Here is a 13,202-nt window from a genome sequence, read left to right on the forward strand (position 1 = left end):
TACCTGCGGGGGTCTGATTTTTGTTGCTATGCGATTGAAGCGTCTACGTCTATACAAGCGAAACCGCGCAATTTTTCCTGTAAATCACATGCACGAAAGCAACGAAAGCCCTGCCTCTCAGTCGTTCTTGCGGCTCCAATGACCGCGCCAGTCTTGAATTCGTGTCCTTCCAGCAGCCTTGGTAAAAAGGAATGATGTGTGGGAACGGGAGGGGATCGACCCCTATTGAGAGGAAAAATAAGAGGGTTAACACTTGTCTAATATATTATAATACATGAATGCAATGTATATTGTCAATGTCGAAACGCCGGGCCGGGGATTGACCGCGAACTGCAGATTCGTTAGAATAATGGTGTAAACGCGCGTTCACAATCCCGGATTCGCGGTTCTAAAAGGGTGGATATACATGAAGAAAACAGAAATCAACTCGGTCGAGATCGCCAGGCTCGCAGGCGTATCCCGGAGCACGGTCAGCCGCGTCATCAACAACTACGCCAACGTGCCGCCCGAGACGCGCAGGAAGGTCATGGAGGTCATCGACGCCTACCATTACGTGCCGAACCTGTCGGCGCAGGTGCTCGCGGGCAAGGGCACGAGGACGATCGGCTTGTTCGTCATCGAAGCCGGGCGCGTCTCCGGCGACATGCTGACCAACCTGCTGCTCGCGAGCGTCGTCGAGCATGCGTCCGCGCGCGGCTACTACGTACTGACCTATATTATCCGCAACACGTCGGACGCGGACAACGTGCGGGGCGTCAAGGACGCTTTTTACCAGCGGCGCGTGGACGGGGGCATCTTCATCGGCGCGTCCAACGAGGAGCCGTTCATCGAGGAGCTGATCGCGGAGGGCTTCGCGATCGGCATCGTGGACCAGCACTTGCCGGGCAAGAACGAAGGCAACCGGATCGTCGCCAACTTCGACAATGCCCACGGCATGAGCCTGGCAGTGGACTACCTCAGCGAGCTCGGGCATCGCGACATCGGCATCGTGAACGGCGACATGAACCGCTACTCCGGCGTCGACAAGTACAACGGCTTCCTGGCCGCGATGCGCAAGCATGGCTTGGAGGTGCATGAGCCTTGGGTGCGACCGGGATCCTTTCATGAAGAGGCGGGCTACCAGGCGATCCGCAAGCTGCTGGAGGAAGAGAAGCGGCTGCCTACGGCCATGATCATGGCCAACGACAGCGTGGCCTTCGGCGCGATCCGCGCCTTTCAGGAGGCGGGTATGTCGGTGCCGGCGGATATGTCCGTTATCGGCTTTGACGATCACGCGTTGAGCGCAAGGTACAAGCCGGCCCTGACGACGGTGGGGATCGATTTCGGCGAGATGATGAGCAGTCTGACGGATTACGTAATCGGTCATATCGAGGGCGCCGACGGCACGGCGATCCGTTACATGTCCAGATCCAAGCTCATCCGGCGGGAGTCCTGCCGTCCGGTCGCGCAATAAACGTCAGACAGCAAGCAGCTAACATTAAGCGACAGAGGAGAGGTTAAATGTGGAGAAGAACTTGCTGGGCAACAAAACGATCACGCAAATCGGACTGGTCGTCCGCGATATCGAGAAAACCTCCCAAGCCTACGCCGATTTTTTCGGTATCGACAAGCCGTCCTGGTTTTGGACGGACGCGCCGGAGATCGCGCGCACCGAGTACGGCGGACAGCCTTCGCAGGCGCGGGCGAAGCTGGCGTTTTTCGACATGGGCTCCCTGCAGCTCGAGCTGATCGAACCGGACGAACGCCCGAGCACCTGGCGCGAGTCGCTCGATCGGGACGGCGAAGGCTTTCACCATATCGCTTTCGTTATTGAAGGGATGCAAGAAAAAATCGAACTGCTCGGCCGCCATGGCCACAAGCTGCTGCAGAAGGGCGAATATACCGGCGGGCGTTATGCCTATATGGATACGTCGTCCGAGCTGAAGCTGTTGGTCGAGTTGCTGGAGAACGACCGATGAACCTGTTGATAACCGGCGCTGCAAGAGGCCTCGGATACGAGCTGGCCAAGATCGCGGCCGCCCGGGGCCACGTGGTGGTCGCTTGCGTGCGGGACGCAGGCCGCCCCGCCGACGGTCTTGCGCAGCTCGCCGAACGCTATCCGGGGCTGGTGCGCATCGAGGCGCTCGACGTAGCGGACGAATCGCAGGCGCAGACGCTCGCCGCGAAGCTGCGGGACGAAGGCTTCGTCCTGGACGCGCTAGTGAACAATGCAGGTGTTCTGCTGGGCCGCAGCGGCGGGATCGCCTCGCTCGAGCTGGACGATCTGAAGCGCACGTTCGAGGTGAATCTCTACGGACCCTTGATCGTAGCCAAGCATTTGACGCCGCTCATGCGGGAGAGCATGTCGGGCGCGGAGATCGTCGTGCACGTCGCTTCGGACGCGGGCAGCTTCGCGGGCGCGTACGGCGGAGATTATCCGTACGCGTTGTCCAAAATGGCGCTGTCGATGTTCACGAAGCAGCTCAACGAAGAGCTGAAGCCAAGAGGGATCCGGGCGCTCGCCGTGCATCCCGGCTGGATACGCACGGACATGGGCGGACAATCGGCGCCGCTGTCCCCGTCGGAGAGCGCGCTCGGCATTATCGATCTGATCGAGGGCACGACCGTAGTGCCGGCCGAGACCTGGTTCGTCGATTATACGGGCAAGGCGATGCCGATCTGACAATCTTATAACGCTGCAGGAACGACGCGCTTTTTCGGTGATTGGCTGCCGGAGAGGCGCGTTTTTTTGGTATGCAGCAGGAGAGAGAGTCCACCCGGCCGATCCATAACCGATATTCTGAAACGGCTTGGGCAAGGGCGGCGTATAGAAAAAAGACGCGTCGCGGACGGATGAGCCAGAAGAGAAGGGAGCCTCCGGCATGAGTTGAACGAGTGTTCGAATGTGTAGGGAGTTTATCCTGATTTCCGAGGTGCGAGTTAAAAGATAATGTTGATAAGACGCCTGGTTTGACATTTGAACGACCGTTCGATAGGATGGCAAAAGAAGCGTGCGGCTGTGGCGCTGCAAAAATGACTGCAGGCTGCGGTTTACAGTTAAAGAGATCAAAGGAGCGGAGTGCATGAGGAGCATCATCGGGTTTTCTTTAAAAAACAAATTCGCCGTCTGGATGATTACCATTATCGTCCTCGTGGCCGGTTTGTATTCGGGCCTGAACATGAAGCAGGAGAGCCTGCCCAACCTGTCGTTTCCGTATTTGAGCGTCACGACGGTCATGCCGGGCGCTGCCCCGCAGGGTGTCATCGAGCAAGTTACGGAGCCGCTGGAGCAGCGACTGCAAAACGTCGAAAACGTTAAAAACGTGACGTCCACGTCGATGTCGAACGTATCCAACATTACGCTGGAATTCGACTTCGGCCAAAATATGGACAGAGCGATGAGCGATGTCCGCGAAGCGATCGCGGCGACGAAGCTGCCGGAAGGCGCGCAGACGCCGACGATTTCCAAGTTCTCGATCAATACGTTCCCGATCATGTCGCTAAGCGCATCGGGCGAGGGCAGTCTGGAAGACCTGACCAAGATCGTTAGCGATGTGGTGCAGCCCGCTCTTGAGGACATCTCGGGCGTAGCGTCCGTCCAGATCTCGGGTCAATCGGTCAAAGAGGTCAAGCTGGCCTTCGACCAAGCCAAGCTCGCGCAGTACGGCATGACCGAAGCCTCGGTCGAGCAAATGATCCAGGCGAATGCCGTCGAAGTGCCGCTCGGCATCTTTACGATGGGCAAATCGGAAAAGTCGATCCTGGTGGACGGCGGCGTCGTGACGCTGGACGATCTGAAAAACCTTGCGATTCCTGCGGTGCCCGCTTCGGCAGGCGCAACGGGCGCAGGACAAGCCGGTCAAGGCGGCGGAGCTGCGGGCGGCACGGGTGCGAACGGTGCAGCTGGCACCGGCAACGCGGCCGGCGGCGCAGCGACGGGCATTCCGACCGTCAAGCTGAGCGAGCTTGCCAACGTGGAGCTCGTGTCCCAATCCGAGTCCATATCCCGCACCAACGGCAAGGACTCGATCGGCATCCAGATCGTCAAGTCGAACGACGCCAACACGGTGGATGTCGTTAACGCCGTCAAGGATAAGGCCGAGCAAATAAAGGCCGACCATCCTGAGTTGTCGCTGACGACGCTGCTCGACCAAGGCAAGCCGATCGAAAAGTCGGTCGAGACGATGCTGAGCAAGGCGCTGTTCGGCGCGCTGTTCGCGGTCATCATCATCCTGCTGTTCCTGCGCAATATCCGCACGACGCTGATTTCCATTTTGTCGATCCCGCTGTCTCTCATCATCGGCGTGCTGCTGCTCAAGCAGTTCGACATCACGCTTAACATCATGACGCTGGGCGCGATGACCGTCGCGATCGGACGGGTCGTGGACGACTCCATTGTCGTCATCGAGAATATTTACCGGCGGATGTCGCTTACGGGCGAGAAACTGAGAGGCAAGGAGCTCGTGCTGGAGGCGACGCGCGAGATGTTCATGCCGATTATGTCGTCCACGATCGTTACGATCGCGGTATTCCTGCCGCTCGGCACGGTCAGCGGGATGGTCGGACAACTGTTCCTTCCTTTCGCGCTTACGATCGTATTCGCTCTGCTCGCTTCGCTCCTCGTGGCGATCACGGTCGTGCCGATGCTGGCGCATACCTTGTTCAAGAACGGCGTGAAGCCGGGCAAGGGGCATGATCATGAAGACAAGCCGGGCAAAATGGCGCTGGGCTACCGCCGGATTCTGTCGGCCGCGCTGCGCCACAAGGTGATCACGGTCGTTATCTCTGTCGTTATCCTCGTTGCGAGCTTGTTCCTGATCCCGGTCATCGGCGCGAGCTTCCTGCCTGCGGAGGAAGAGAAGTACACGATGATCACTTACTCTCCGGAACCGGGCGCACTGCTGTCCGACGTCGAGGCGCGCGCGCTCAAGGTCGAAGAGGCGCTGCTCAAGGATTCGGACATTACGAATATGCAGTACTCGATCGGAGGCAGCAATCCGCTGTCGCCGGGCCCTTCCAAGGGCGGCCTGTTCTACCTGCAATTCAAGAACGAAACGAAGCACTTTGCGGACAAAAAGGAAAAGATGATAACCGATCTGCAGACCCTCGTGCCGGAAGGAACCTGGTCCGAGATGGACTTCTCCGGCGGCGTCGGCGGCAGCACGTTCAGCATGAGCATCTACGGCGACGACCTGACGGCCGTCGGCACGGCCGCTAACCAGGTGGCCGATCTCATGAAGCAGGACAGCAACTTCAAAAAAGTCGATACGAGCTTGTCGAAGACGTACGAGCAGTACACGCTCGCGGCGAATCAGCAGAAGCTGAGCCAATACGGCCTGACGGCTGGCCAAGTCGCGATGGCGCTTATGCCGCAGCAGCAATCCCAGGCGCTGGCCCGGATCCAGGAGGACGGCAAGAAGTACGACGTCTTCGTGGAAAGGGAAACGGCGACCTACGGCGGCATCGAGGATATCGGCAACGTCAAGCTGCAGTCTCCGCTCGGCATCCAGGTGCCGATCAAGGATGTGGTGGACGTCAAGGAAGGCACTGCGCCGAACTCGATCGCCCGGGAAAACGGGCGCCTGGTCGCAACGGTCAGCGCCGAGATTACGGCGTCCAACGTCGCCAAGGTCTCGTCCGACCTGCAAGACAAAGTAGACGAGCTGAAGCTGCCTGAAGGCGTAGAGGTCAGTTACGGCGGCGTCACGGAGCAAATCAACGAGACGTTTACGCAGCTCGGCCTGGCTATGGCCGCGGCGATCGCGATCGTTTATCTGGTACTCGTCCTGACTTTCGGCGGCGGTCTGGCACCGTTCGCGATCATGTTCTCGCTGCCGTTCGCGATCATCGGCGGTCTGGTCGCCCTCTGGCTGACCGGGGAGACGCTCAGCGTATCCGCGCTGATGGGCGCGCTCATGCTGATCGGCATCGTCGTCACGAACGCGATCGTCTTGATCGACCGGGTCATTCACAAGGAAAACGAAGGCCTCTCCACGCGGGACGCCCTTCTGGAAGCGGCGGGCACGCGTCTGCGTCCGATCCTCATGACCGCGCTCGCTACGATCGGCGCGCTGCTGCCGCTGGCGTTCGGCTTCGAGAGCGCTGGCATCATCTCCAAGGGACTCGGCGTCACCGTCATCGGCGGTCTGGTCAGCTCCACGCTGCTCACGCTCCTGATCGTGCCGATTGCCTACGAGACGCTGATGAAGCTGCGCGCGAAGCTGAGCCGCAAGTCCAAGGCCAGCAGCTTCTAAGCAAGCTTCTTCCGCAAGGGAGGATCAGACATGAGTGCCCGCAAGCTTCAGATTATAGAAGCGGCCATGCGCTGCTTCGCGCGGAAGGGATTCCACGCGACGTCCATTCAAGAGATCGTCGACGAGCTCGGGATGGCGAAGGGTTCGATTTACTTTTACTTCAAGGGCAAGGAAGAGCTGCTGCTGGCCGTCATCTGGCACTTCGTCGAGCGGATGATGACCGAGCTCGCCGTGCTGCCGGACGAACGGCAGCTCGGCCCGCGCGAGCAGTTCAGGCGGCAGCTCATACGGCATTTCGAGTATTTTCAGAACAACTGGGAGTTTCTCATGATGCTGATGCAAGAGCCGCAGGTCAATATCGGGCAGGAGCAGAAATCCAAGCTCCTGCACGAGCTGCGCGATCGGCTGCTGTTGTGGAAGCGTCAGTACATCGTTGCGATCTATGGCGAGACTGCCGCCGCATACGGCCGGGACGGCGCGCATCTGCTCAGCGGCATGCTGAACGAGATCATGCACTCCTGCCTGCTGGAAAAGCGGAATATCAAAGGCGATCGGCTCGGCGACTATTTGCTTGAACGGCTCGACGACGTGATGGCCGGATTTGCCGGACGCGGCGCAGCGCCGCTTATGGACGACGAGGGGACGAAGCGCGGACTGGTCGGCGAGTACGTCGCAGCGCTGCGCGAGTTCATAAGGGACGTTGAACAAAGCGGGTCGGAAGAGCTCGAGGCCGAGCGTCGATCCGATCTGATCGAGGCGGCCGGCAGGCTGATCGAGGAGATCGGTCAGCCGATCCCGGACCGGATCATCGCGCGCAGTTTGTACGCTTATCTGAAGACACTGTGCCTGCCGGCATGGCGCTCCCGTCTTGAAGCGGCGGGCGCCATGCTCAAGCTCGAACCGTAAAAAAAAGCGGCCTGCCGCCCTTGCCATCCCCAGGATGATCAGGCGCGGCAGGCCGCTTTGCAGTGCGGGCGCAGGCTCGCAATTTTTGGATCAGGCTCGCAAGTCTGGAATCAGGCTCGCAAGTCTGGGATCAGTCTGCAAGTCTTAGACCAAGTTCGCAAGTCTGTGATCAGGCTTGTAAATCTGCGATCAGGCTTCGGTCTCGATCGTGAAGTCGGCGTCCAAACTGTCGCCGGGCGGCACGAGAATGAGACCCTCTTTGCGGTTCAGCGCTTCGTTGGTCGCGGTCCAAGGCTCGACGCAGACGAAAGGCTTGCCTTCGACGGACCAGAGCACCACGACGCCGAAAACATCGCTGTAGCTCAGCTTGATTTTGCGGCCGGATGGCGACGGAAAGGCGATTTCCGGCGTCTTCGGGTCAAGGAGCGCGATCGATTCGACAAGGCCGGCGAGGTCGACCGTGCCTTCGAACGGCTTGACTTGGCCGTCATTGTAATCGAGCGTCTTGGTCGCATCGGAGGTGTACGCGAGCTGCTTGTCGGCCGATATAAAATAAGGATGGAACCCGGCATGGACCGGCATGTCGCGATCCGACAGATTGTTGTAGGACTGCTCGATATAGAGTTTGCCCGCCTTCAGACGATAGGTGAAGTGAAGCTCGAACTCGAAGGGGTAAGACGCGAGCGTCTCTTCATTGCTATGAAGCTCGAGCGTCAGCGCAGCTTCGTCTTCGTCCGCGTAGGCGTTCACGACTTCCCAGGCGGAAGTGCGGGCGACGCCGTGATTGCGCATGCGATAGGTTTGTCCTTCCCACTCGTAGGCGCCGCCTTGGAGCTGTCCGCAAATGGGGAACAGCACGGGAATCCCGCCCCGAATATTCGCGGCCGGGTCGATAAACGTATCGCGGTCGAGGTAAAGCAGCTCTTCGCCGTTCAGGCGGCAGCCGATGACGATGCCCCCGCGTTGCGGGCAGATAGTCACCAGGGAGTCCGTCGCGCTGTCGGTCAGTTCGTAGATGACATATGTATCGGTGCGGTTTGATATTCCGTAGGTTTTCGTTTGAATGTTGTCGCTCATTGAGCAGGCCTCCGATCACGTGTGCCGCAGCAGTCCTGCAAGGCGGCTTTCGGTCCATTATAACAAGTTCGTCCGCCTTATGGTAACCGAATATGACGGGAAATGCGAAGGTTGAACGACATTTTAGACTGTCATTTCCTGGGCAATGTTGTCGGACGCCGGCGGAACGTCGGACTCCATACCCAATTTGTCGCGAAATGCAACACTTCTTGCGAATGAATCGTCTATTTCGGTAGATTCGCCAACAGACAGGAGCGTGTCATCATTCCTAATCCTCACGTATCGACGCCGGGAGGTTCGCCAGGAGGGCGTTCCCGGGCGGAGGTCTATGCCAACAAGTCAACGCGGCCCGGCTCTGGCCAACGCCGCAAGAAAAATAAAGCTTTGCGGCGTTTCATAGCTTTTTTCTGGACGATGGTTTTTCTCGCGTTGTCGTTTGCCATTTGGTTTTTCGTGACGCCTTCGGGCACTTCGGTTCGTTATCGGATGGCGGACGTCATAATCACGACGCAGCACCGCGAATACGCGAAGTACCTGATCGGCGAGGAAGGGCTCAAGGAGCGGGTGGCCGCTTATGCCGAGCAGTTTAAAGATATGGGCGAGGAAAAGGATACCCATGAGATCGCGCTTCCCGCGGACGACGCCCAGGAGGACGAGTCGGCTGCGACAGAGCCGCTCACGTCTATTGAAGAAGTGGACGGCAAAGGCTACCATGGCTATCTGCTGACCGTGTCGGATCCGACCAAGATCCGGCTCGTCGTGCCGGCGAAGGCGGGCAAAGGCGAGAAAGTGCCGAGCATGGTCAAGCGGACCGGCGCGATCGCGGGCGTCAACGCCGGCGGCTTCGCGGATCCGAACTGGCAGGGCAACGGCTTCCAGCCGATCGGCCTCGTCATTACGCAGGGCAAGATTTATTACAACGGCCTGGGCAGCAAGAACGCCAGCACGCAGATCGTAGGCCTGGACAAGAGCGGCAAGATGATCGCCGGGCATTATTCGATCAAGGAGCTGATGGATCTTGGCATCTCCGAGGCGGTCAGCTTCGAGCCCCGGATCATCGTTAACGGCAAAGGGCTGATCAAAAACCACGCTAACGGCTGGGGCATCGCGCCGCGGTCGGTTATGGGCCAGCGGGCGGACGGCAAGATTATGTTCCTCATCATCGACGGACGCCAGATTGGGTACAGTATCGGCGCCGACTTGTACGATTGCCAGCAGATCATGCTGGAGCACGGTGCGGTCATCGCGGCGAATCTCGACGGCGGCTCGTCCACCGTGCTGGTCAAAGAGGGAGGCGAGCTTGTAAATAAGCCGTCGTCCAAGGGGGAAGGCGGGCGATACTTGCCGACGGCTTTTCTGGTATTCAACGATCCGGCTTCGGTGGATGTACCGAACGTCTGGGCCGGCCTGACGGCGCAGGATATCGATCCGAGCAAATGGTAATGGATCGGCGCATACGAGCCTCGTGATGTGCAGAGCGGCTATATCGCCGAAATAAGGACAAAGGAAGGCTGCCTAACCGCATCTGCGGCGAAGGCGGCCTTCCTTTTTTAACGGCGGGATGTCTGCCGATCGGTCTCAATACATCATGGCGCCGAGCGGTCCGTCCTCGTCGATGATGTCTTGGATGGCGTACACGGAAATCGGGAAGTACGGAAAGCCCCAGGCGTAAGGGACCAGATCGTAGAGCTGAAAGTAAATGACGAGCGCTTTGTCCGCGATGTAGTAATCCTGATCCGGCGCGATGCCGGGATAGGAGGACAGCAGCGGGAGCTTGCGTGCCTTGATCTGGGCTTCGATGAGCGTATTGAGCTTCTTTTCGTAGTCGGCGCCTTTCTTGAACAGGTCCTTAAGCTTGTAAGAACGGCCCTTGTCCGCGTCGAAGGTCAGCGACTTCTGGATCGTATTGCCGTGCGCGCCGCCCGTGAACACATAGTTAAGCAGCGACAGGCTGAGGACGCCGCGCTGGTTCGTCTTAATCTCGAACGTGCCATCCATCTCCTGCACGTCCGGAGACGGATAGCCTTGGGTGGACATCAGAGAAGATTCTTCCCGCTTGATCGCCTCGTTCATGGTCTTGCGGGCTTCCTCGCCCGTGCCGCCCGTAATGACGGGCGTGCTGAGCTTAAGCTGGGGCTTCGCGGTCCGCTCGATCGAGATCGGGAGCATCAAGGTTTGTACGTTCATTTTCATTCCCCTTTGCCTGCGCTAGGCGATTGTCATCACAGCTTATGCGCGGGGGGAAGTGGGGGTGCCGGGCACTGATGTCGGAGGTGCGGTCATTTTTAGTCAGAAGAGCGCCAACTGCACCGGCTGGCACGGCAAAGCGCTGTCTACGTTCGGGAACGGCGAGTCTCCTTTTTCCGAACGAGTGGGTGAGGCGGCACGAGCGGCGGGAGAGGAACCGAAGGCATAAGCGGCATCGCCCTTCGGCACCTCCATGGCTCCGATCTCGGATAAGCCGTGGCGCTTCATCTGTGCCGCGATCCGGGCATAGACCGGCCGCCTGTAGCTGTCAGGTAGACGCGCGGAGTGCCAGTAGAGCTTGCCGTAGGCTTCGGCGAGCTCGGGGTAGGCCGTACGCAGCACCGAGAAAAACCAGCTCTTGACCTCCGGCGTAGACAGGCGCAGGAACGACGACATCATATGGCGGACGCCGGCGTTAGCGAGCGCTTGGACGAGCGCCTCGGTGTCGGATTCGCCGTCGGTAAGCAGCGGCAGGATCGGCGCGGCGAAGGCATGCACGCGAATGCCGGCCTCGTTCAGCGTGCGCGCGCATTCGAGACGCCGCGCGGGCGACGGCGTCGACGGCTCGAACGTTCGCCAGATACGGGCATCCAGGGTATGGAGGCTGATGTTCACAGAGGCTCCTGGCAGCGCGCGCAGCAGATCCAGATCCCGCAGCACGAGCGGCGAGCGGGTAGTAATGCTGACGCCTACGCCGAACTCGGCGAGCGTCTCCAGGCATCCGCGCGTCAGCTTGGTCTTGGCCTCGAGCTGCTGATAAGGATCCGTCGCGGTACCGATCGCGACGTGCGAAGGCAGCTTGCCGCGCGCGCGCATGCGCTGCAGCTGGGCAAGCAAGATGGTGGGCGCATCGTCCTTGTAGAAGATCCGATGCTGGAACGCGTCGTCCGCCGCCTCTCCGAGATAGGCATGCGTGCTTCGCGCGTAGCAGAAGCTGCACCCGTGCTGGCAGCCGCGATACGGGTTGATCGACCAATCGAAGGGCATCGAAGAGGCGGTCACCGCGTTCAGGATTGTCTTGGCCCGCATGGGCAAATATTGAGTCGGATTCATCCTGGGGACCTCCTCCGAAGAAGTGTTTTGAATGAAATGGGAACATTAGTTCTTGTTTTAGGATAACAGAATTCGGGAGAGGAGTAAAGAAGGGATGGTTATCGGTTGGTCAGTACGGTTAGTTGGGGATCCCGACCGAGAGTGCTTTCGAGAAAAAGCGCTTGTGTTCGGAGTTTGGGGACTTGACGCAGAGTGCTTTCGAGGGAAAGCACTTGTGTTCGGAGTGGGGGATCCCGACGCAAAGTGCTTTCGAGGGAAAGCACTTGCGTTCGGAGGGAGGGTTCCCGACAAAAAGTGCTTTCGAGGGAAAGTACTTGTATTCGGAGTAGGGGATCCCGACGCAGAGTGCTTTCAATGGAAAGCACTTGTGATCGGAGTGGGGGGGGCCGACGCAGAGTGCTTTCAATGGAAAGCACTTGTGATCGGAGTGGGGGGCCCGACGCAGAGTGCTTTCGAGGAAAAGCACTTGCGGCCAGGAAGCTCGCCAGCCCGCAAAGTGCTTCCGGCAGCAAGCATTTAAGACGCCTCCTGTCCCGATGGGCCGTCCTTGGCGCGACGTGTGGCGAGACGAATGATCCATCGGAGCAGCGGCGGAACGGCGAAGAAGATAAAAAAGGTGCGGAAAAGCTGGTACCCCGCCACTGTCGATAGGTCCGCTCCGATCTCGTGAGCGACGAGGCCCATCTGGTCCATGCCGCCTGGCGCGAGACTGAGCAGGGCTGTGGGCAGCGATAGCGCATGAATTTTGGTCAGCAGGAAGCTCAAACCGATCGCGCAGACAAGCAAGCCGACCCCGCTTAGTACCGCGAGCGAGAGCGTCCGCAGTTTGCGTTCGAGCTGCGCGGGCTTTAGCAGCAGGCCGACATAAGTCCCGATCGCGAGCTGCGCCGCGTCGATGATCGGAGCGGGCAGCGCAGGACCGTGCAGGCCGGCAGCCTGGAGCAGCGCCGCACCGAGCGCGGGAGCGAGCAGGAAAGCGGTCGGGAAACGGACTTTGTTGCCCAGGATTGCAAACAACGTGCACACTGCCGCGTAAATCGGAAGCGCCGGCCATAGTCCGGCCCAATCCGTATGCACGCCAGAGGCCGCAACCGCGCCTGCGGCTTCGCCGGCTTGGAAGCCGAAGATCGGGCTGAAGATCAGCAGCGGGATGCAGATCACGATCAACATCAGTCGCACGACTTGGATGATCGTGACGACGGTCAAGTTCACGCCTTTGGTCTCCTCCGCCAAGATGAGCACCTGCGTGAGTCCGCCCGGTATGCTGCCCATCAGCGCGGTGAGATAGGGAATACTGCCTAATTTTGCGACAACAGCGGCGAGCGTGGCGCATAATAGAAGCAGCATCGCCGTCATCAGCAGCATCGTAGGCAGCTGCGCGCCCATCTCCCGCAGCGCGGCGCCGGTGAGCGACAGGCCGATCGTATACCCGACGGCGATCATGCCTGCGTTGCGCACGGGACTCGGCCAGTGATACTTGCCTTTCCATATAGAGGATCCGATCAATACGCCGATCATGGGCCCGAGAAGCCAAGGTAGTGGCCAGTCTAACAAGTGCATTAGGGTACCGCCCGCCAGTGCGGTAATCAGCGCGATGAGCCCCCGCGCCGTTCGGCCGGGGGCAACAGGTGAGACGTTGAGTTTCATGCGTTATCCTTTCTTGACCAACGTGGTAGTCGCATCCCG

Annotated in this window: 10 protein-coding genes; 6 read left to right on the top strand and 4 right to left on the bottom strand. The window is 59.5% G+C overall.

Going from position 1 to position 13,202, the window contains the following annotated elements:
* Positions 1-406 precede the first annotated feature (406 nt).
* The 5 genes from ACFOTD_RS11965 to ACFOTD_RS11985 all read left to right on the top strand — a co-directional run bounded on the left by ACFOTD_RS11965 (position 407) and on the right by ACFOTD_RS11985 (position 7,139).
* Complete coding sequence (locus tag ACFOTD_RS11965) at positions 407-1,453, top strand: LacI family DNA-binding transcriptional regulator (RefSeq protein ID WP_378118938.1); 1,047 nt, start codon at positions 407-409, stop codon at positions 1,451-1,453.
* A gap of 49 nt (positions 1,454-1,502) precedes the next feature.
* Positions 1,503-1,958 carry a VOC family protein gene (locus ACFOTD_RS11970; protein ID WP_378118940.1) on the top strand — a complete coding sequence of 152 codons (456 nt, stop codon included), beginning with the start codon at positions 1,503-1,505 and terminating at the stop codon, positions 1,956-1,958.
* Positions 1,955-2,662, top strand: a complete 708-nt coding sequence (locus ACFOTD_RS11975) for an SDR family oxidoreductase (protein WP_378118942.1) — start codon at positions 1,955-1,957, stop codon at positions 2,660-2,662. The genes ACFOTD_RS11970 and ACFOTD_RS11975 overlap by 4 nt, the downstream gene beginning before the upstream one ends.
* Positions 2,663-3,062: 400 nt before the next feature.
* Positions 3,063-6,233 carry an efflux RND transporter permease subunit gene (locus ACFOTD_RS11980; RefSeq protein ID WP_378118944.1) on the top strand — a complete coding sequence of 1,057 codons (3,171 nt, stop codon included), beginning with the start codon at positions 3,063-3,065 and terminating at the stop codon, positions 6,231-6,233.
* 30 nt (positions 6,234-6,263) lie between these two features.
* On the top strand, positions 6,264-7,139 hold the full coding sequence (locus tag ACFOTD_RS11985) for a TetR/AcrR family transcriptional regulator (protein ID WP_378118946.1): 876 nt from the start codon (positions 6,264-6,266) through the stop codon (positions 7,137-7,139).
* A 189-nt stretch (positions 7,140-7,328) separates the two neighbouring features.
* Here ACFOTD_RS11985 and ACFOTD_RS11990 read toward each other — a convergent pair whose 3' ends face one another.
* On the bottom strand, positions 7,329-8,216 hold the full coding sequence (locus tag ACFOTD_RS11990) for an aldose epimerase family protein (protein ID WP_378118948.1): 888 nt from the start codon (positions 8,214-8,216) through the stop codon (positions 7,329-7,331).
* Positions 8,217-8,630: 414 nt separating this feature from the next.
* Here ACFOTD_RS11990 and ACFOTD_RS11995 point away from each other — a divergent pair, with 414 nt between their 5' ends.
* Entirely contained in the window at positions 8,631-9,659 is a 1,029-nt protein-coding gene (locus ACFOTD_RS11995) for a phosphodiester glycosidase family protein (RefSeq protein ID WP_378119146.1), read from the top strand.
* Between the two features lie 135 nt (positions 9,660-9,794).
* Here the strand turns inward: ACFOTD_RS11995 and ACFOTD_RS12000 are convergent, their stop codons facing one another.
* The 3 genes from ACFOTD_RS12000 to ACFOTD_RS12010 form a co-directional block, all read right to left on the bottom strand.
* A complete protein-coding gene (locus ACFOTD_RS12000) occupies positions 9,795-10,403 on the bottom strand; it encodes a DUF3298 and DUF4163 domain-containing protein (RefSeq protein WP_378118950.1) in 609 nt (202 codons plus the stop codon).
* Positions 10,404-10,505: 102 nt separating this feature from the next.
* Complete coding sequence (locus tag ACFOTD_RS12005) at positions 10,506-11,516, bottom strand: SPL family radical SAM protein (protein WP_378118952.1); 1,011 nt, start codon at positions 11,514-11,516, stop codon at positions 10,506-10,508.
* Positions 11,517-12,032: 516 nt separating this feature from the next.
* On the bottom strand, positions 12,033-13,163 hold the full coding sequence (locus ACFOTD_RS12010; protein ID WP_378118954.1) for an AbrB family transcriptional regulator: 1,131 nt from the start codon (positions 13,161-13,163) through the stop codon (positions 12,033-12,035).
* Positions 13,164-13,202 lie beyond the last annotated feature (39 nt).

It is taken from the genome of Cohnella sp. GCM10012308 (assembly GCF_042649185.1).
Lineage (GTDB): Bacteria > Bacillota > Bacilli > Paenibacillales > Paenibacillaceae > Cohnella.

Excerpts from the sequence above, each read along its gene's own strand:
- ACFOTD_RS11965 (WP_378118938.1), top strand. The coding sequence starts at position 407 with ATGAAGAAAACAGAAATCAACTCGGTCGAGATCGCCAGGCTCGCAGGC.
- ACFOTD_RS11975 (WP_378118942.1), top strand. The coding sequence starts at position 1,955 with ATGAACCTGTTGATAACCGGCGCTGCAAGAGGCCTCGGATACGAGCTG.
- ACFOTD_RS11980 (WP_378118944.1), top strand. The coding sequence starts at position 3,063 with ATGAGGAGCATCATCGGGTTTTCTTTAAAAAACAAATTCGCCGTCTGG.
- ACFOTD_RS11985 (WP_378118946.1), top strand. The coding sequence starts at position 6,264 with ATGAGTGCCCGCAAGCTTCAGATTATAGAAGCGGCCATGCGCTGCTTC.
- ACFOTD_RS11990 (WP_378118948.1), bottom strand. The coding sequence starts at position 8,216 with ATGAGCGACAACATTCAAACGAAAACCTACGGAATATCAAACCGCACC.
- ACFOTD_RS11995 (WP_378119146.1), top strand. The coding sequence starts at position 8,631 with ATGGTTTTTCTCGCGTTGTCGTTTGCCATTTGGTTTTTCGTGACGCCT.
- ACFOTD_RS12000 (WP_378118950.1), bottom strand. The coding sequence starts at position 10,403 with ATGAACGTACAAACCTTGATGCTCCCGATCTCGATCGAGCGGACCGCG.
- ACFOTD_RS12005 (WP_378118952.1), bottom strand. The coding sequence starts at position 11,516 with ATGAATCCGACTCAATATTTGCCCATGCGGGCCAAGACAATCCTGAAC.
- ACFOTD_RS12010 (WP_378118954.1), bottom strand. The coding sequence starts at position 13,163 with ATGAAACTCAACGTCTCACCTGTTGCCCCCGGCCGAACGGCGCGGGGG.